The sequence below is a fragment of the Burkholderia sp. F1 genome (assembly GCF_050813845.1).
GTDB classification, from domain to species: Bacteria; Pseudomonadota; Gammaproteobacteria; order Burkholderiales; family Burkholderiaceae; genus Burkholderia; species Burkholderia ubonensis.
In genome coordinates this window covers 625,755-643,525 of sequence record NZ_CP172421.1, presented here as the reverse complement: position 1 = coordinate 643,525, position 17,771 = coordinate 625,755, and the positions used below count along the sequence as shown (strand labels likewise).

The 17,771-nt window shown below is 63.1% G+C and carries 11 protein-coding genes and 2 rRNA genes; 1 reads left to right on the top strand and 12 read right to left on the bottom strand.

The window, feature by feature from the left end:
* Positions 1–25: 25 nt before the first annotated feature.
* The 8 genes from mraY to coq7 all read right to left on the bottom strand — a co-directional run bounded on the left by mraY (position 26) and on the right by coq7 (position 8,734).
* A complete protein-coding gene (gene mraY / locus ACFIMZ_RS03150; RefSeq protein WP_006477019.1) occupies positions 26–1,195 on the bottom strand; it encodes a phospho-N-acetylmuramoyl-pentapeptide-transferase in 1,170 nt (389 codons plus the stop codon).
* Between the two features lie 16 nt (positions 1,196–1,211).
* Positions 1,212–2,618 carry a UDP-N-acetylmuramoyl-tripeptide--D-alanyl-D-alanine ligase gene (locus ACFIMZ_RS03145; RefSeq protein ID WP_431821352.1) on the bottom strand — a complete coding sequence of 469 codons (1,407 nt, stop codon included), beginning with the start codon at positions 2,616–2,618 and terminating at the stop codon, positions 1,212–1,214.
* Positions 2,615–4,153 (bottom strand): UDP-N-acetylmuramoyl-L-alanyl-D-glutamate--2,6-diaminopimelate ligase, encoded by a 1,539-nt coding sequence (locus ACFIMZ_RS03140; RefSeq protein ID WP_431821351.1) that lies wholly within the window; start codon positions 4,151–4,153, stop codon positions 2,615–2,617. Before ACFIMZ_RS03140 ends, ACFIMZ_RS03145 begins: the two co-directional genes overlap by 4 nt.
* Positions 4,150–5,988 carry a peptidoglycan D,D-transpeptidase FtsI family protein gene (locus ACFIMZ_RS03135; protein WP_431821350.1) on the bottom strand — a complete coding sequence of 613 codons (1,839 nt, stop codon included), beginning with the start codon at positions 5,986–5,988 and terminating at the stop codon, positions 4,150–4,152. Before ACFIMZ_RS03135 ends, ACFIMZ_RS03140 begins: the two co-directional genes overlap by 4 nt.
* Positions 5,985–6,329: a cell division protein FtsL gene (gene ftsL / locus ACFIMZ_RS03130; protein ID WP_431821349.1), complete on the bottom strand. Its 345-nt coding sequence runs from the start codon at positions 6,327–6,329 to the stop codon at positions 5,985–5,987. Before ftsL ends, ACFIMZ_RS03135 begins: the two co-directional genes overlap by 4 nt.
* The gene (rsmH, locus tag ACFIMZ_RS03125; RefSeq protein WP_431821348.1) at positions 6,326–7,267 is read right to left on the bottom strand and encodes a 16S rRNA (cytosine(1402)-N(4))-methyltransferase RsmH; all 942 of its coding nucleotides are present in this window, start codon (positions 7,265–7,267) and stop codon (positions 6,326–6,328) included. Before rsmH ends, ftsL begins: the two co-directional genes overlap by 4 nt.
* Before the next feature lie 23 nt (positions 7,268–7,290).
* On the bottom strand, positions 7,291–7,719 hold the full coding sequence (gene mraZ, locus ACFIMZ_RS03120; RefSeq protein ID WP_006400450.1) for a division/cell wall cluster transcriptional repressor MraZ: 429 nt from the start codon (positions 7,717–7,719) through the stop codon (positions 7,291–7,293).
* A gap of 388 nt (positions 7,720–8,107) precedes the next feature.
* Positions 8,108–8,734, bottom strand: a complete 627-nt coding sequence (coq7, locus tag ACFIMZ_RS03115) for a 2-polyprenyl-3-methyl-6-methoxy-1,4-benzoquinone monooxygenase (protein ID WP_059760434.1) — start codon at positions 8,732–8,734, stop codon at positions 8,108–8,110.
* 285 nt (positions 8,735–9,019) lie between these two features.
* Between coq7 and ACFIMZ_RS03110 the strand changes: the two genes are divergently transcribed.
* Complete coding sequence (locus tag ACFIMZ_RS03110) at positions 9,020–10,177, top strand: porin (RefSeq protein ID WP_431821347.1); 1,158 nt, start codon at positions 9,020–9,022, stop codon at positions 10,175–10,177.
* A gap of 166 nt (positions 10,178–10,343) precedes the next feature.
* On the opposite strand, the gene ACFIMZ_RS03105 is transcribed toward ACFIMZ_RS03110, so the two are convergent.
* From ACFIMZ_RS03105 to ACFIMZ_RS03090, 4 genes are all read right to left on the bottom strand, one after another.
* On the bottom strand, positions 10,344–12,017 hold the full coding sequence (locus tag ACFIMZ_RS03105; protein ID WP_431821346.1) for a long-chain fatty acid--CoA ligase: 1,674 nt from the start codon (positions 12,015–12,017) through the stop codon (positions 10,344–10,346).
* 127 nt (positions 12,018–12,144) lie between these two features.
* Entirely contained in the window at positions 12,145–14,220 is a 2,076-nt protein-coding gene (locus ACFIMZ_RS03100) for a molybdopterin-containing oxidoreductase family protein (RefSeq protein ID WP_431821345.1), read from the bottom strand.
* Positions 14,221–14,508: 288 nt separating this feature from the next.
* Positions 14,509–14,620 (bottom strand): 5S ribosomal RNA (gene rrf, locus ACFIMZ_RS03095).
* Between the two features lie 115 nt (positions 14,621–14,735).
* Positions 14,736–17,605 (bottom strand): 23S ribosomal RNA (locus ACFIMZ_RS03090).
* Between the last annotated feature and the right edge of the window lie 166 nt (positions 17,606–17,771).

Here is a 17,771-nt window from a genome sequence, read left to right as displayed (position 1 = left end):
GCCAGACATCCTTGTTACCTTTCCTTTACCGCAGCTTGAGGGTGGTCAGACCGAACAGGCACAGCATCAGCGTGATGATCCAGAAACGCACCACCACCTGCGTTTCCTTCCAGCCGGACAATTCGAAATGGTGATGCAGCGGCGCCATCTTGAGCAGGCGTCGCCCTTCGCCGTAGCGCTTTTTCGTGTACTTGAACCACGAGACCTGCAGCATCACCGACAACGTTTCCGCGACAAAGATGCCGCCCATGATGAACAGCACGATTTCCTGGCGCACGATCACCGCGACCGTACCGAGCGCGCCGCCGAGCGCCAGCGCGCCGACGTCGCCCATGAACACCTGCGCGGGATGCGTGTTGTACCAGAGGAACGCGAGCCCCGCCCCGCCCATCGCGGAACAGAAGATCAGCAGTTCGCCCGCGCCCGGGATATGCGGGAACAGCAGGTATTTTGAATAGACCGCGCTGCCCATCACGTACGCGAACACACCGAGCGATGCGCCGACCAGCACGACCGGCATGATCACGAGGCCGTCGAGGCCGTCGGTCAGGTTCACCGCGTTGCTCGCGCCGACGATCACGAAATAGGTCAGCACGATGAAGCCCCATACGCCGAGCGGGTAGCTGATCGACTTCAGGAACGGCAGCATCAGGTCGGCGCGCGCCGGCAGCCCCATCGACAGGCCACTCCTCACCCACGCCATGAACAGGTCGAACACGCGCACGTTGTTCGCCTCGGACACGCTGAATGCCAGGTAGACGGCCGCGAACAGGCCGATCACCGACTGCCAGAAGTACTTCTCGCGCGACGACATTCCGCGCGGGTCCTTGTGGACGACCTTGCGGTAGTCGTCGACCCAGCCGATCACGCCGAAACCGAACGTGACGAGCATCACGATCCAGATGAAACGGTTCGTCAGGTCGCCCCACAGCAGCGTCGCGACCGCGATGCCGATCAGGATCAGCACGCCGCCCATCGTCGGCGTGCCGGACTTGACGAGGTGCGTCTGCGGGCCGTCCTTGCGCACGGCCTGCCCGACCTTCATTTGAGTCAGCTTGCGGATCACCCACGGTCCGCACACGAGCCCGATCCCGAGCGCGGTGATGGTGGCCATCACCGCACGGAACGTCAGGTACGTGAACAAGCGCAAAAAGCTTGCGTCGCCCTGCAGCCATTGCGCCAGCGCCAGCAGCATGCTTCCTTCCTTCTACTCAAGGTGCGGCGGGCGCCGTGCCCGCCGCGGGTTGGTTCGTCAGCGCGTCGACCACGCGCTCCATCTTCATGTACCGCGAGCCCTTCACCAGCACCGTCGCCTGCGCGCCGTAGCCCGCCGCCAACAGCGCGTCGACCAGCGCGCCGACGTCGCCGAAGTGGCGGGCCGTGTCGCCGTAGGACGCGCAGGCGTCGCGCGATGCGTCGCCGAGCGCGAACAGCGCGTCGATGCCGCGTTCGCGCGCGTACGCGCCGACCTCGCGATGGAACGCAGGGCCTTCGTCGCCGACTTCGCCCATGTCGCCGATCACCAGCACGCGCGGCGCCGGCTGCGCCGCAAGCACGTCGATCGCCGCGCGCATCGAATCGGGGTTCGCGTTGTACGTGTCGTCGACGACCGTCGCGCCCGCCAGGCTGCCGGCGCTTGCCTGCCGGACCTGCAGGCGGCCCTTGACCGGCTCGAACGCCTCGAGGCCCTGCCGGATCGCCGTCAGCGCGACGCCCGCCGCCAGTGCGGCGGCCGTCGCCGCCAGCGCGTTGCGCGCGTTGTGTTCGCCGAGTGCACGCAGCCGCACCGTGATCGACCCGGCGGGCGTGTCGATCGTGAGCGCGCCGCCGTCGACGCGGCCCGTCACTTGCGCGTCGGTGTGCCGCTCGCCGTCGTTGAGCGCGAAGTCGACGATCCGGTTGCCGGTCGCCGCGACGCGCCAGATGCCCGCGTACGCGTCGTCGGCCGGGAACACCGCGACGCCGTCCGGCGCGAGTGCGTGGATCACGGCCGCATGCTCGAGCGCGACGGCTTCGACCGTCGCCATGAATTCCTGGTGCTCGCGCTGCGCATTGTTGACGAGCGCGACCGTCGGCGCCGTGAGGCGTGCGAGGATCTCCGTCTCGCCCGGATGGTTCATCCCGAGCTCGATCACCGCGAGTCGGTGTGCAGCGGAAAGACGCAGCAGCGTCAGCGGCAGCCCGATGTCGTTGTTCAGGTTGCCGGCCGTCGCGAGCCGCGCATCCGCGCCGACCGCGGCGGCGAAGATCGACGCGATCATTTCCTTGACCGTCGTCTTGCCGTTGCTGCCCGTCACTGCGACGACCGGCAACGGGAATCGTTTGCGCCAGCCGTGCGCAAGCGCGCCGAGCGCGGTGCGTGTATCGGCGGCCACGATCGACGGCAGCGCCGAGCCGGCCGGAACCTGCGAGACGAGCGCCGCGGCTGCGCCGCGCGCCGCCACGTCGGCGAGGAAATCGTGCGCGTCGAAGCGCTCCCCTTTCAGCGCGACGAACAGGTCGCCCGGGCCGACCGTGCGGCTGTCCGTCGACACGCGCTCGAACGTGACGCTCGCGTCGCCTTGGACGGTCGCGCCCGGAATCAGGCGAGCGGCTTCAATGAGGCTGAGCATCGTCATTCTCCGCCTCCCTTGCCGTGCGTCGCGCGCGCCGCCAGCGCGAGCCGCGCGTGGTCCTGGTCGGAGAACGCGCGCTTCTTGCCCATGATTTCCTGCGTCGCCTCGTGCCCCTTGCCGGCCAGCACGACGACGTCCTCGCGCGCCGCGCCGCGCACCGCCTGCAGGATCGCGCTCGCGCGGTCCTCGATCCGGCGCGCCTTGTCCGGCACGGTCATCCCGGCGACGATCTGGTCGATGATGCGTTGCGGGTCCTCGCTGCGCGGGTTGTCGCTCGTCACGACGACCTCGTCGGCCAGCCGCTCGGCGATCGCGCCCATCAGCGGACGCTTGGTCGCGTCGCGGTCGCCACCGCAGCCGAACATGCAGACGAGCGCGCCGCCGCGCGCGACGGCGATCGGGCGCAGCGCGTCGAGCGTCTTCTCGAGCGCGTCGGGCGTGTGCGCATAGTCGATCACGACGAGCGGCTCGTCGTTCTGCAGCCGGCCGCCGAGGCGCTGCATCCGGCCGTTGACCGGCTCGAGCCGCGCGATCTCGGCGAGCGCCGCGTCGAACGGCACGTCGGCCGCGAGCAGCGTGCCGAGCACCGCGAGCAGGTTGCTGACGTTGAACGTGCCGAGCGTGCCGACCTCGACGTCCGCGTCGCCCCACGACGAACGCAGGCGGAATGCGGTGCCGGTCGCGGTCGCGCGCACGTCATGCGCGGTCAGCTCGCGATCCGCGTCCGCCGCCGACGCATCGCCGATCCCGTATGCGATCGTGCGCACGCGGCCGGACAGGCTCGCGAGCAGACGGCTGCCGGCCGTGTCGTCGCGATTGACGACCGCGGCGCGCAGGCCGCGCCACGCGAACAGCTTCGCCTTCGCCGCTTCGTACGCGTCGAATGTGCGGTGATAGTCGAGGTGATCCTGCGTGAGATTCGTAAACACGGCGATGTCGAACGCGGTGCCGTTCACGCGGCCCTGATGCAGCGCGTGCGACGACACCTCCATCGCCACGGCCTTCGCCCCCGCGTCGCGCAGCTGCGCGAGGCTGCGCTGCAGTTGCGGCGCATCGGGCGTCGTGAAGCCGGTCGGCACCAGATGGCCCGGCATCCCGCTGCCGAGCGTGCCGATCAACGCGCACGGCCGAGTGAGCGCCGTCAGCGCGGCGGCGATCCACTGCGTGCACGACGTCTTGCCGTTCGTGCCGGTCACGCCGACCGCGAACAGGCTGTCGCTCGGATCACCGTACCAGCCGCTGGCGATGTCGCCGGCGAGTTCGTTCAGCGCCGGCACGGCGAGCGCGACCGGCGCGGCAGGTGCAACGGCAAGGCCGTCCGGCTGATACAGCACGGCGGCGGCGCCGCGCGCGACCGCATCGGCAATGAAGGCGCGGTTGTCGGCCCCGTCGACCGCATACGCGAGAAACACGTCGCCTGCTTCGAGGCTGCGCGTATCCGCATGCAGTTGCGCCGCGGGGGCCACATGCTGACGCAGCCACGCGAGCGCGGCTGCGATCTGCTGGTGCGCCGGATGGGAACTGCGAGCGGCGCTCATCGAATGACTCCAGGAGAATTGCGTGTCGTGCTGGACACGATCATATGCTTCGCGCCCGCACCCGCGGCCAGCTTTTGCGGCCCGGTCGCGGTGGGCGTATCGTCAGACACGACGAGCTGCTTGACCGGCATGTTCGGCGGCACGTTCAGCGCGCGCAGCGCGTCGCCCGCGATCGTCGAGAACACCGGCCCGGATACCTGTCCGCCGAAGTGGCTGCCCGCCGTCGGCTCGTCGACCGACACCGCGACGACGATGCGCGGATTCGGCATCGGCGCCATCCCGACGAATGACGCCCGGTACTTGCGGGTATAGCCGTGCCCTTCGTGCTTGTACGCGGTACCGCTCTTGCCGCCGACGCGGTAGCCCGGCACGGCGGCGTCCGGCGACGTGCCGCCCGGCGCCACGACCGTTTCGAGCATCGCCCGCACCTGGCGCGCAGTGGACGGGGCGAAAATCTGCGGCCCCGCGACCGGCTGCGCGCTGTTGGTCTTGAAGATCGTCACCGGCATCAGCTCGCCGTCGTGCGCGATCGCCGTGTACGCACGCCCGAGCTGGAACAGCGACGCGGACAAGCCATAGCCGTACGACATCGTCGCCTGCTCGATCCTGCGCCAGTTCTTCCACTGCCGCAGGCGGCCGGCCGCCGCGCCCGGGAAGCCGACCTTCGGCGCCTGGCCGAGGCCAATGCTCGTATACATATTCCACATTTCCTCGGGCTTCATCGTCATCGCGATCTTCGTCGCGCCGATGTTGCTCGATTTCTGGATCACGCCGCCGACCGTCAGCGTGCCGAAGCCCGCGTCGTCGGTGATCGGCGCGCCGTCCAGCACGAAGTGGCCGTTGCCGGTCTCGACGAGCGTGTTCGGCGTCACGCGATGCAGGTCGAGCGCGAGCGACACCGTAAACGGCTTCATGATCGAGCCCGGCTCGAACACGTCGGTCAGGATCCGGTTGCGCAGCTGCTCGCCCGTCAGGTGCGAACGGTCGTTCGGGTTGTACGTCGGGTAGTTGACGAGCGCGAGCACCTCGCCGGTGCGCACGTCGATGACCATCGCCGCGCCCGCCTTCGCCTTGAACTTGTCGACCGCGGCCTTCAGGTTCGCGTACGCGATGTACTGGATCTTGCTGTCGATCGACAGGTCGACGTCCGTCCCGTTGTGCGGCGGCAGCTGCTCGGCAACGTCCTCGACGATGTGCCCAAGCCGGTCCTTGATCACGCGGCGCACGCCCGAGGTGCCGGACAGCAGCTTCTGGTCGCCGAGCTCGACGCCTTCCTGGCCCTCGTCCTCGACGTTCGTGAAGCCGATCAGGTGCGCGGTGATCTCGCCTTCCGGATAGAAGCGCTTGTATTCGTTGCGCTGGTACACGCCGGGGATGTCGAGCGCCGCGACCTTGTCGGCGATGTCGATCGGCACCTGGCGCTTCACGTACACGAAACCCTTGTCCTCCGACAGCTTCGCGCGCAGCTCCTTCTGGGTCATGCCGAGCAGCTTGCCGAGCTGGTCGAGCTTGTCCGCGCCGAGATCGTCCGGCACCGCGTCGGGAATCGCCCAGATCGCGCGCACGGGCAGGCTCGTCGCGAGCACGAGCCCGTTACGGTCGAGAATCTTGCCGCGCGTCGCCGGCAGTTCGATCGTGCGCTGGTAGCGGCTTTCGCCCTGCTTCTGATAGAACGCGTTGCCGGGCCCCTGGATCCAGAACGCGCGCGCGGCGAGCGCGACGAAAGCCATGAACAGCAGGAACACGACGAGCTTCGAGCGCCACATCGGCAGGTGCACCGACAGCACGGGGCTCGACGCGAACTTCACGTTCTGGCGCTTCTGCGACGGCTTCATCGCGCGCCTCCCCTGGCCTTGCCCGTCGCCGCATCGGCCGATGCGGGGATCGGCGCGTCGATCGCCTTCGCGGCGCCCGGCGCCAGCGTCAGGTACTGGGTGCGGCCGGTCATGATCGGCTGCATCTTCAACGAATCGTTAGCGAGCTGCTCGATGCGGGAGGTCTTCGACAGCGCGCTCTGCTGATACTGAAGCTGCGCATAGTCCTGCTGGAGCTGGTGCTCCTGCGACTGCGCACGCTGCAGCTGAATGAAGATCTGGCGCTGCTGGTTCGTCGAATTGACGACCGACAGCGCGCAGCCCATCACGATGATCAGCAGGAAGATGTTGAAGCGGCTCATGGCGCGACGCGCTCCGCAATGCGCATCACCGCCGAGCGCGCGCGCGGGTTCGCGACCACTTCGGCGTCACTCGGGAATTTACGGCCGATGATCTTCAGCGGGGGGCTCGGAAGGTCGACGGCGCGGATCGGCAGGCGACGATCGACCGCAGGCGCACTCGCGTGCGCCTGCATGAATCGCTTGACGATCCGGTCCTCGAGTGAATGAAAGCTGATGACCACCAGCCGCCCCCCTTGCTCCAGCAACGACAATGCCGCGTCTAGTACGACTTGCAGGTCCGCAAGCTCTTGATTGACGTGAATCCGTATAGCCTGAAAGGTGCGGGTTGCCGGGTCCTTGCCCTTCTCACGTGTCTTGACGACGTGACCCACGATTTGGGCAAGCTCGCCCGTGCTGTCGAGGGGCCCGAGACGGTCGGACTCTGCCCGGCGAGCAACAAGCGCCTTTGCAATCTGAAAAGCAAACCGTTCTTCCCCATAATCTCGTATCACCTCCGTCAGTTCCTGCAGCGACGCCCGTGCGAGCCATTCGGCCGCCGACTCGCCGCGTGTCGGATCCATGCGCATGTCCAGCGGGCCATCCGCGCGGAAGCTGAAGCCCCGCTGCGGATCGTCCACCTGCGGCGAGGACACGCCCAGGTCCAGCAACACACCCGACACCTTCGCGATGCCGCGCGCCGCCAGCGCGCCCTGCATCGACGCAAAGCTGTCGTGCACGATCGAGAAGCGCGCATCCTCGATGCCCTGCGCCGTCTCGATTGCACGCGGATCCTTGTCGAACGCGATCAGCCGCCCGGCGGCCCCGAGCCGCGCGAGCACCGCGCGGCTATGGCCGCCCCGCCCGAACGTGCCGTCGACATAGATGCCGTCCGGCCGCGTCACGAGCGCGTCGACCGCCTCGTCCAACAACACCGTCCGATGCTGCAATTCGTTTCCCATCGCGGGCGTCTCCGTCACCGCAATCAGAACGTGAAATTCTTCAGCGCGTCGGGCATGCCCTGCGCCATCGCCGCCTGCTCCTTCGCGATGTAGGTCTGCGAATCCCACAGCTCGAAGTGACTACCCATTCCCAACAACATGACTTCCTTTTCCAGCCCGGCCGCCATGCGCAGCTCGGGCGATACGAGAATCCGGCCCGCGCTGTCGAGATCGACATCCATCGCATTGCCGAGAAAAATCCGCCGCCACCAGTGCGCATCCATCGGCAGCGCAGCGATCTTGGCGCGGAACACCTCCCATTCGGGGCGCGGAAACAGCAACAGGCAGCCGTCCGGGTGCTTGGTCACAGTCACCCGTCCTTCTGCCTGTCCTTGCAGCGCTTCGCGATAGCGAGCCGGCACCGACATCCGCCCTTTCGCATCGAGCGTCAGCGCTGACGCCCCTTGGAACACTTTCCGCTCTCCCGTTCAGGGCACCGAAGCACCCGCTCAATGCTCAGAATTTAGCCGGAATAGCCTGCCAAATCACACAAAAATACACTTTCTCACACTGTCTCCCACTTTAGAGGAAGGGTGTGACACGGTCAAGGGAGCGGCCCGGTTTTTTGACGAATTTTGTTAGTTAGAACAAGGACTTACGCGCACAAGCTCATGCGCACCCTCATTCCAAAAACCGTTATAAATGAATGAGCTAGTGCAACTTGTGAAGGTGATACGTGAACAAGGCCGGCCAGATGGGCGTGCGGACGGGGCTTTCGGGGGCGGGAAAACGCGGAAAAAGCGGGCGGTATCGGCAGGCTCGATCGGGGGGCGGCAGACCGCTCCGCCCCCGCGAATTTCGTCACAGGTAGTACGCAGTGCTCGTCATGACTTTCGATGCGGCGCGCATCAGCATCCGCGCCGGCAGCGGCAGCTCGATGCCGCCCGCGTCGGTCGCGGCCTTGCCGTGCTTCACCTCGTCGATGCGCATCTGGTCGACGATCGCGCGTGACGTGGTGTCGCCCGCCGGCAGCGTCGACAGGTGACCTTCCAGATGGCTTTCGACCTGGCGCTCCGTCTCGGCCATGAAGCCGAGGCTCACCTTGTCGCCAAGCGCGCCGGCCGCGACGCCGATCGCCAGCGCGCCCGCGTACCACAGCGGATTGAGCACGCTCGGGCGCGAGTCGAGCTCCTTGAGCCGATGTGCAGTCCACGCGAGGTGGTCCTCCTCCTCGCGGGCAGCCTCCTCGAACATCGCCTTGGCCGCCGGCGTGCGCGCGGTCAGCTTCTGCGCCTGATACAGCGCCTGCGCGCAGATCTCGCCGACATGGTTCACGCGCATCAGTCCTGCGGCATGCGTGCGCTCCGCCGGCGTGAGCTCGACGGTCGGGGGTTCGGCCGGCGCGGGCACCGGGCGGCTCATGCGATTCACGCCCGCCATCGAGCGCAGACCGCGATCGAATTCGCTGATCAATTCATCCAACACCATCCTGTTCTCCTGGCTGCTAGTGCTTGCGTTTCCGCACCCGGCGAAAGCGCGTGTCCGCTGCGTAACCGACTTGATTCTTCAGCGGAAATTGCGGTTAACCCGTGATTTTAACCATTGTTGCATAAAGGAAACATGGCGACCCCGGGCCGGGGCATCTTGCTTTGTTGCAAAAAGTCCTTTTGCTACATTACGTCGGACTTCGTGCGAAGTTGCAGCGGGGATCGTCTGCAGAACATAACTATTTGCCCCGCAACAATAAATTCTATGATTTCTGGAGATCCGTTCATGAAAAAGTCGCTTCTCGCGCTCGTCGCGCTGGGCGCGTTCGCTGGCGCTGCCCATGCGCAGAGCAGCGTGACGCTTTACGGCATCATCGACGAAGGCTTCATCTTCAACAACAACGCCAAGGGCAAGCACCTGTACGGCCTGTCGAGCGGCGTGCTGCAAGGCAGCCGCTGGGGCCTGCGCGGCACGGAAGACCTGGGCGGCGGCCTGAAGGCGGTCTTCGTGCTCGAAAACGGCTTTGACGTGAACACCGGCGGCCTCAAGCAGGGCGGCCTCGAATTCGGCCGCCAGGCATACGTCGGCCTGGGGAGCAGCTTCGGCACGGTCACGCTGGGCCGCCAGTACGATTCCGTCGTCGACTTCGTCGGCCCGCTCGAGGCAGGCGACCAATGGGGCGGCTACATCGCCGCACACCCGGGCGACCTCGACAACTTCAACAACGCCTATCGCGTGAACAACGCGATCAAGTACACGAGCCCGACCTACAACGGCTTCTCGTTCGGCGGCCTGTACAGCTTCGGCGGGCAAGCCGGCCAGTTCGCGAAGAACCAGGTCTGGTCGCTCGGCGCCGGCTACAACAACGGCCCGCTGGTCCTCGGCGTCGGCTACCTGAACGCGCGCACGCCGGCGAACTTCGGCGGCATGTTCAACAACGGTTCGACCGCATCGACGACGATCGCTTCGACACCGATCTATGGTCCGTACGCAGCGACCGCCAACACGTACCAGGTTATCGGTGCCGGCGGTGCCTACACGTTCGGCGCGGCGACGATCGGGGCAACGTACTCGAACACGAAGTTCAAGGGCTTTACCGCCGGCGGGTTCTCCGGCACGGCGACGTTCAACAACGGCGAAATCAACTTCAAGTATCAACTGACCCCGGCGCTGATCCTGGGCGCGGCGTACGACTATACGCAGGGCAGCAAGATCGACAACGCGTCGGCGGCGAAGTACCACCAGGGCTCAGTGGGCGTCGACTACTTCCTGTCGAAACGTACCGACGTCTATGTGATCGGCGTGTATCAGCATGCGTCGGGCAATACGCTTGATCCAAAGTCGAATTTGCCTGTCGCTGCAACCGCTTCGATCAACGGCCTCGACCCGTCGAGCACCAGCAACCAGGTGGCGGCTCGCGTCGGCATCCGTCACAAGTTCTAATCGGCTTGCCTGACAAGCCGCAGTCCATTGAAGGCGCCTTCGGGCGCCTTTTTCTTTGTTCTGCAGCGAACTGTGGCGATCGGAAACGCGGGTAGTTGTCGAGTCGGGGCGGCCTGAAAACAAAAAAAACCCGGCCGAAGCCGGGCTCTGTCGGTCGTTCGCCCCGTCAGGCGCGTCCGTCGCGCAATTCGCGCCGCAGGATCTTGCCGACGTTCGTCTTCGGCAATTCGGTGCGGAACTCGACGAGCTTCGGACGCTTGTATCCCGTGAGCCGCTCCTTGCAGTACGCGAGAATGTCCTTGTCCGTGAGCGCCGGATCCTTCTTCACGACGAAGAGCTTCACCGCTTCCCCCGAATGCTCGTCCGGCACGCCGACCGCCGCCACCTCGAACACGCCCGGGTGCGACGCCACGACGTCCTCCACCTCGTTCGGATACACGTTGAAGCCGGAAACGAGGATCATGTCCTTCTTCCGGTCGACGATCTTCACATAGCCGCGCGCATCCATCACGCCGACGTCGCCGGTCTTGAAGAAGCCGTCCGGGAACATGACCTTGGCGGTTTCCTCCGGACGATTCCAGTAGCCGGCCATCACCTGCGGCCCACGGATGCAGATTTCGCCGGGCTCGCCGAGCGACACCTCGTTGCCGGCGTCATCGCGGATCGACACCTCGGTCGACGGCAGCGGCAGGCCGATCGTTCCGCTGTACTCCGTGGCGGTCACCGGGTTGCAAGTTGCGACCGGCGATGTTTCGGACAGGCCGTAGCCCTCGACGATCGCCGTGTGCGTCTTCTCGTACCAGCGCTTCGCCACGCCTTCCTGGATCGCCATGCCGCCGCCGTTGGCGATCGCGAGCTTCGAGAAATCGAGCTGGTCGAAATCCGGGTGGTTCAGCAATGCGTTGTAGAGCGTGTTGACGGCCGGGATCGTCGAGATCTGGTAGCCCTTCAGCTCCTTGATCATGCCGCCGATATCGCGCGGATTCGGAATCAGGATCCCCATGCCGCCGGTGCGCATCGTCAGGAAACCGCAGACGGTCAGCGCGAACACGTGGTAGAGCGGCAGTGCGACCACGGTCACGAACTGCTTCACGTCCGGATACTTCTCGTGCGCGGGGTGATGCCATGCCCCCGCTTGCAGCACGTTCGAGACGATGTTCCGGTGCAGCAGCGTCGCGCCCTTCGCGACGCCCGTCGTGCCGCCCGTGTATTGCAGGAACGCGACGTCGTCCGGGCCGAGCTTCTGCGGCTTGAAGGCCTGCCGCGCCCCCTCGGCCAGCGCCGCCTTGAATCGGGTATAGGCCGGAAGCTGCCACGCCGGCACCATCTTCTTGACGTTGCGCACGACGTAATTGACGAGCCACCCCTTGAGGCCCAGCAGATCGCCCATCGAAGCGACCACCACATGCTTGACCGACGTATTGGCGATCACGGCCTGCAGCGTCGTCGCAAAATTCTCGAGGATGACGATCGCTTCGGCGCCGCTGTCCTTGAGCTGGTGTTCGAGTTCGCGCGGCGTATAGAGCGGATTGACGTTGACGACGGTATACCCGGCACGCAAAACCGCGACGATCGCCACCGGATACTGCAGGACGTTCGGCATCATCAGCGCGACGCGGGCGCCGCGCGCCAGCCCCCGCGATTGCAGCCACGCGCCGAACTGGCGCGACAGGGCGTCCAGTTCACCGTACGTGATCGCCTTGCCCATGCAGACGAAGGCCGTCCGATCACGGTACTGGGTGAAGCTTTCGGCGAGCAGGTCGGGAACTGACGGATACGGAGACGGATCAATTTCGGCCGGAACGCCGGACGGGTACGATTTCAGCCAAATCTTGTCCATACTGCGCGTCTCCTCACAGATTTTCGAATGGTCGTGCGAAAACGCATCCTAGCGGCTCGCTCGACTTGGCACAACAGGGTTAGACACCCCCTTCGAACTTCCGGCGCACGCCTGTATCGATCCTCCGTCAAATTCTCTCTACCTCGACCAAGCAGTCGTAAAACGTCGCCGAATTGCCAAGATCGGTGAGTGCCTGGCTCGTCACCTCGTTCGCGTTCCGACCGTCCGGCGACAATTTTTTCCACCAGATCGACAAGCCGACCACGAGTCCGGCCCGGGCGCGGTCGGTGATCCGTGCGCGCGCTTGCATCGAACCGCGATCGTTGAAGATGCGCACGACATCGCCGTCCGCGATCCCCCGCGCGTCGGCGTCGACGGGGTGAATGTCGAGATGCGGCCGGCCCTCCGTATTGCGCAGGCTGTCGACGTTGACGAAGGTGCTGTTCAGGAAATTCCGGGCCGGCGGCGAGATCATCGCAAGCGGATAGCGCGCCGCAAGTTCCGGCGCCGCTTCGGCCGACTCGAACGGCGGCAGATAGTCAGGCACCGGATCCATCCCCATCTCCGCCAGCCGCGCGCTGTAGAACTCGCATTTGCCGGACGGAGTCCTGAAACCGCCGTTCGCAAACGGCGCGTCAGGCAGCTTGAGCTTGAGCCATCCTGCCTGCTTCAGCGCGTCCCAATTGCTGTCGAGCGTCGGATCGTCCCACCTGAGGGCCGCGCGCGCGACCTCCTCGTCGCTGTGGTAGAGCGCAGGTTCATCGAGCCCCATGCTGCGCGCGATGCCGCGGAAAATCTCCGTGTTCGGCCGCGCATCGCCCACCGGCGGAATCGACGGCAGGTTCGCCATCACATAGGTGTGGCCATACGACTTGTGGACGTCGAGATGCTCGAGCTGCGTGGTCGCCGGAAGCACAATGTCGGCGAAATCGACGGTATCTGTCTTGAAATGTTCGAGAACGACGGTGAACAGGTCCTCACGTGCAAACCCTGCAGCTACCTTCGACGAATCCGGCGCGACGGCGACAGGGTTCGAGTTGTAGACGATCACCGCCTCGACCTTCGGTCCGAAGGCCTCGTCGCCCGGGTGCAGCAGCGCATCGCCGATGGCGTTCATGTTGATGATGCGCGGCAGTTTGTGCGGCCATCCCGGCATCAGGTCGGGACGCAACAGTGCGGGCTGATTGACCGGCGCCCACTCCGAAGAAGACAGCAGCAATCCGCCTGCCCGGTCGCGCCATGCGCCCGTCAGCGCGGGCAAGCTGGCGATCGCGCGCACTGCGTTGCCGCCGCCTCGCACGCGCTGCATGCCGTAATTGAGCCGGATCGACGCTTTCCGGGTGGCGCCGTAGCGGCGTGCGAGTTCGATCAGCTCGGACGCGTCGACACCACAAATCTGCGCAACCCGCTCCGGCGGATAGGACATTGCGCGCGCCTTGAGCGCGTCGAAGCCGACCGTATGGCTGGCGATATAGTCGTGATCGAGCAGGTTTTCCGTGATCAGCACATGCATCATGCCGAGCGCGAACGCGCCGTCGGTGCCGGGCCGCAATGCAATGTGCTGGTGACACTTTTCCGCTGTCAGCGAGCGGTACGGGTCGATCGCGACCAGATGCGCGCCACGCCGTTTCGCTTCCTGGGCCCGCGTCCAGAAATGCAGGCTCGACGCGATCGGGTTCGCGCCCCAGATCAGAATCAGTTCGCTCTCGTCGAAATATTCGAGGTGCATCCCGAGACTGCCGCCATAGGTGTAACGCAGCCCTGCCGCGCCCGCTGCAGCACAGATCGCGCGCTCGAGCCGTGACGCGCCCAGCTTGTGGAAGAACCGTTGGGCGATGCCTTCGCCCTGCACGAGCCCCATCGTCCCCGCATAGCTGTACGGAACGATCGCTTCCGGCGCGCGCTTCGCGATCTCCCCGAGGCGGCGGCCGATCTCGTCGAATGCCTCAGTCCAGCTGATCGGCGCGAAACGCCCTTCTCCCTTGGCACCGATGCGTTTGAGCGGTACGGTCAAGCGATCGGGATGATGCACCCGGTCGGCATAGCGGCTGACCTTGGTGCACAACACACCCTGAGTCGGCGGATGATCGGGATCGCCGGATACCTTGAGCGCCTTGCCGTTTTCGACGGTGACGCGCATCGCGCACGTATCAGGGCAATCGTGGGGGCATACGGCCCTGGCCATCTGTGTAGGGGCGTTCATCGTTTTATTCGCGGATTGGGGATTGGAGAATTCTACGGCGGAGGCGAGCGGCGAAGTGTCGATTTCGTGACGAGAAATCGCCTCGCGCTTTCGATGGGGATGGGGGGAATTGCGAGAATCGGGGGCGAACGGACGTTCGCGAGAAGGCTGGGATGTCTACAGGCCTTCTGACCACCAGCCTCGAGCGAGGCGATGGGTAACGTATTCGCACGCCAGCGCGCGCCGTGCAGATCCGGCGCAGAAATGCAAAAACCCCCGCCTTTTGGGCGGGGGTTTCTGGCTTAGGGAGCCTGACGATTACCTACTTTCACACGGGAATCCGCACTATCATCGGCGTAGAGTCGTTTCACGGTCCTGTTCGGGATGGGAAGGGTGGGACCGACTCGCTATGGTCATCAGGCAAGAGGGTTGTCGCGTCGCTTCGCAGCGCGACCAATCTTGGAAGAAGCAGTAATTTAGGTTGTGCGTATCGCACACATCGCGGTCATTCAACCGCTGTAAAACAGACTTGTTATAGGATCAAGCCTTACGGGCAATTAGTATCAGTTAGCTGAACGCATTACTGCGCTTACACACCTGACCTATCAACGTCCTGGTCTCGAACGACCCTTCAAGGGGATCTAGTCCCCAGGGATATCTCATCTTAAGGCGAGTTTCCCGCTTAGATGCTTTCAGCGGTTATCTCTTCCGAACATAGCTACCCGGCGATGCCACTGGCGTGACAACCGGTACACCAGAGGTTCGTCCACTCCGGTCCTCTCGTACTAGGAGCAGCCCCTTCAAATATCCAACGCCCACGGCAGATAGGGACCAAACTGTCTCACGACGTTTTAAACCCAGCTCACGTACCTCTTTAAATGGCGAACAGCCATACCCTTGGGACCGGCTACAGCCCCAGGATGAGATGAGCCGACATCGAGGTGCCAAACACCGCCGTCGATATGAACTCTTGGGCGGTATCAGCCTGTTATCCCCAGAGTACCTTTTATCCGTTGAGCGATGGCCCTTCCATACAGAACCACCGGATCACTATGACCTGCTTTCGCACCTGCTCGACTTGTCGGTCTCGCAGTTAAGCACGCTTATGCCATTGCACTATCAGCACGATTTCCGACCGTACCTAGCGTACCTTCGTACTCCTCCGTTACGCTTTGGGAGGAGACCGCCCCAGTCAAACTGCCTACCATGCACTGTCCCCGACCCGGATCACGGGCCAAGGTTAGAACCTCAAACAAACCAGGGTGGTATTTCAAGGACGGCTCCACCGAAACTAGCGTTCCGGTTTCATAGCCTCCCACCTATCCTACACAGATCGGTTCAAAGTCCAATGCAAAGCTACAGTAAAGGTTCATGGGGTCTTTCCGTCTAGCCGCGGGTAGATTGCATCATCACAAACACTTCAACTTCGCTGAGTCTCGGGAGGAGACAGTGTGGCCATCGTTACGCCATTCGTGCAGGTCGGAACTTACCCGACAAGGAATTTCGCTACCTTAGGACCGTTATAGTTACGGCCGCCGTTTACCGGGACTTCAATCAAGAGCTTGCACCCCATCATTTAATCTTCCGGCACCGGGCAGGCGTCACACCCTATACGTCCACTTTCGTGTTTTGCAGAGTGCTGTGTTTTTATTAAACAGTCGCAGCCACCAGTTTATTGCAACCCCTTCACCCTTCCAGCGCAGGCTGGTCAAGCTACAAGGGCGTACCTTATCCCGAAGTTACGGTACCAATTTGCCGAGTTCCTTCTCCCGAGTTCTCTCAAGCGCCTTAGAATACTCATCTCGCCCACCTGTGTCGGTTTGCGGTACGGTCATCGTTAGACTGAAGCTTAGAGGCTTTTCTTGGAACCACTTCCAATTGCTTCGCTTCCTAAGAAGCTCGCGCCACACCCTTGAATTCCGCGCCCGGATTTGCCTAAGCGCCTTCTCAATGCAGCGACCGGGACTTCCAACACCCGGACAACCTTCCGCGATCCGTCCCCCATCGCATCTAACAATGGTGCAGGAATATTGACCTGCTTCCCATCAGCTACGCATTTCTGCCTCGCCTTAGGGGCCGACTCACCCTACGCCGATGAACGTTGCGTAGGAAACCTTGGCTTACGGCGAGGGGCCTTTCACCCCCTTTATCGCTACTCATGTCAGCATTCGCACTTCCGATACCTCCAGCACGCTTTTCAACGCACCTTCGCAGGCTTACGGAACGCTCTCCTACCATGCGTGCCAAGCACGCATCCGCAGCTTCGGTATATAGCTTAGCCCCGTTACATCTTCCGCGCAGGACGACTCGATCAGTGAGCTATTACGCTTTCTTTAAAGGGTGGCTGCTTCTAAGCCAACCTCCTGACTGTTTTAGCCTTCCCACTTCGTTTCCCACTTAGCTATATTTGGGGACCTTAGCTGGCGGTCTGGGTTGTTTCCCTCTTGACACCGGACGTTAGCACCCGATGTCTGTCTCCCGTGATTGCACTCTTCGGTATTCGGAGTTTGCTATGGCGGGGTAATCTGCAATAGACCCCCAACCATGACAGTGCTCTACCCCGAAGGTGAGACACGAGGCACTACCTAAATAGTTTTCGGAGAGAACCAGCTATTTCCAAGTTTGTTTAGCCTTTCACCCCTATCCACAGCTCATCCCCTAACTTTTCAACGTTAGTGGGTTCGGACCTCAGTACGTGTTACCGCACCTTCATCCTGGCCATGGATAGATCACTTGGTTTCGGGTCTACGCCCAGCAACTGAACGCCCTATTCGGACTCGCTTTCGCTACGCCTGCCCTATACGGTTAAGCTTGCTACTGAACGTAAGTCGCTGACCCATTATACAAAGGTACGCCGTCACCCCTTACGAGGCTCCGACTGTTTGTATGCATGCGGTTTCAGGATCTATTTCACTCCCCTCCCGGGTTCTTTTCGCCTTTCCCTCACGGTACTGGTTCACTATCGGTCGATCACGAGTATTTAGCCTTGGAGGATGGTCCCCCATCTTCAGACAGGATTTCACGTGTCCCGCCCTACTTGTCGTACACTTAGTTCTTTCATACTGTTTTCGCCTACAGGGCTATCACCTGCTATGGCCGCACTTTCCAGAGCGTTCGGCTAACAATACAAATAAAGAGTACAAGGCTCATCCCATTTCGCTCGCCACTACTTTGGGAATCTCGGTTGATTTCTTTTCCTGCGGTTACTTAGATGTTTCAGTTCACCGCGTTCGCTTCACATAGCCTATGTATTCAGCTATGGATACTCCAAAAGGTGGGTTTCCCCATTCGGACATCTACGGATCAAAGCTCGTTTGCCAGCTCCCCGTAGCTTTTCGCAGGCTACCGCGTCCTTCATCGCCTGTGATCGCCAAGGCATCCACCACATGCACTTGTTCGCTTGACCCTATAACGAGTCTGTCTCGTTACAGGTTGAGTTCTCGCGTTGTGCCGTATTCCAATTGAGCCGAACATGAAGTTCGAATCATCTTGAGATACATCGATACAATCACAACCCGGATAGTTTTCACGTCCATCTCAAAGACGCTTCCGCTATCCAATTACTTACTTCT

Excerpts from the sequence above, each read along its gene's own strand:
- mraY (WP_006477019.1), bottom strand. The coding sequence starts at position 1,195 with ATGCTGCTGGCGCTGGCGCAATGGCTGCAGGGCGACGCAAGCTTTTTG.
- ACFIMZ_RS03145 (WP_431821352.1), bottom strand. The coding sequence starts at position 2,618 with ATGACGATGCTCAGCCTCATTGAAGCCGCTCGCCTGATTCCGGGCGCG.
- ACFIMZ_RS03140 (WP_431821351.1), bottom strand. The coding sequence starts at position 4,153 with ATGAGCGCCGCTCGCAGTTCCCATCCGGCGCACCAGCAGATCGCAGCC.
- ACFIMZ_RS03135 (WP_431821350.1), bottom strand. The coding sequence starts at position 5,988 with ATGAAGCCGTCGCAGAAGCGCCAGAACGTGAAGTTCGCGTCGAGCCCC.
- ftsL (WP_431821349.1), bottom strand. The coding sequence starts at position 6,329 with ATGAGCCGCTTCAACATCTTCCTGCTGATCATCGTGATGGGCTGCGCG.
- rsmH (WP_431821348.1), bottom strand. The coding sequence starts at position 7,267 with ATGGGAAACGAATTGCAGCATCGGACGGTGTTGTTGGACGAGGCGGTC.
- coq7 (WP_059760434.1), bottom strand. The coding sequence starts at position 8,734 with ATGGTGTTGGATGAATTGATCAGCGAATTCGATCGCGGTCTGCGCTCG.
- ACFIMZ_RS03110 (WP_431821347.1), top strand. The coding sequence starts at position 9,020 with ATGAAAAAGTCGCTTCTCGCGCTCGTCGCGCTGGGCGCGTTCGCTGGC.
- ACFIMZ_RS03105 (WP_431821346.1), bottom strand. The coding sequence starts at position 12,017 with ATGGACAAGATTTGGCTGAAATCGTACCCGTCCGGCGTTCCGGCCGAA.
- ACFIMZ_RS03100 (WP_431821345.1), bottom strand. The coding sequence starts at position 14,220 with ATGAACGCCCCTACACAGATGGCCAGGGCCGTATGCCCCCACGATTGC.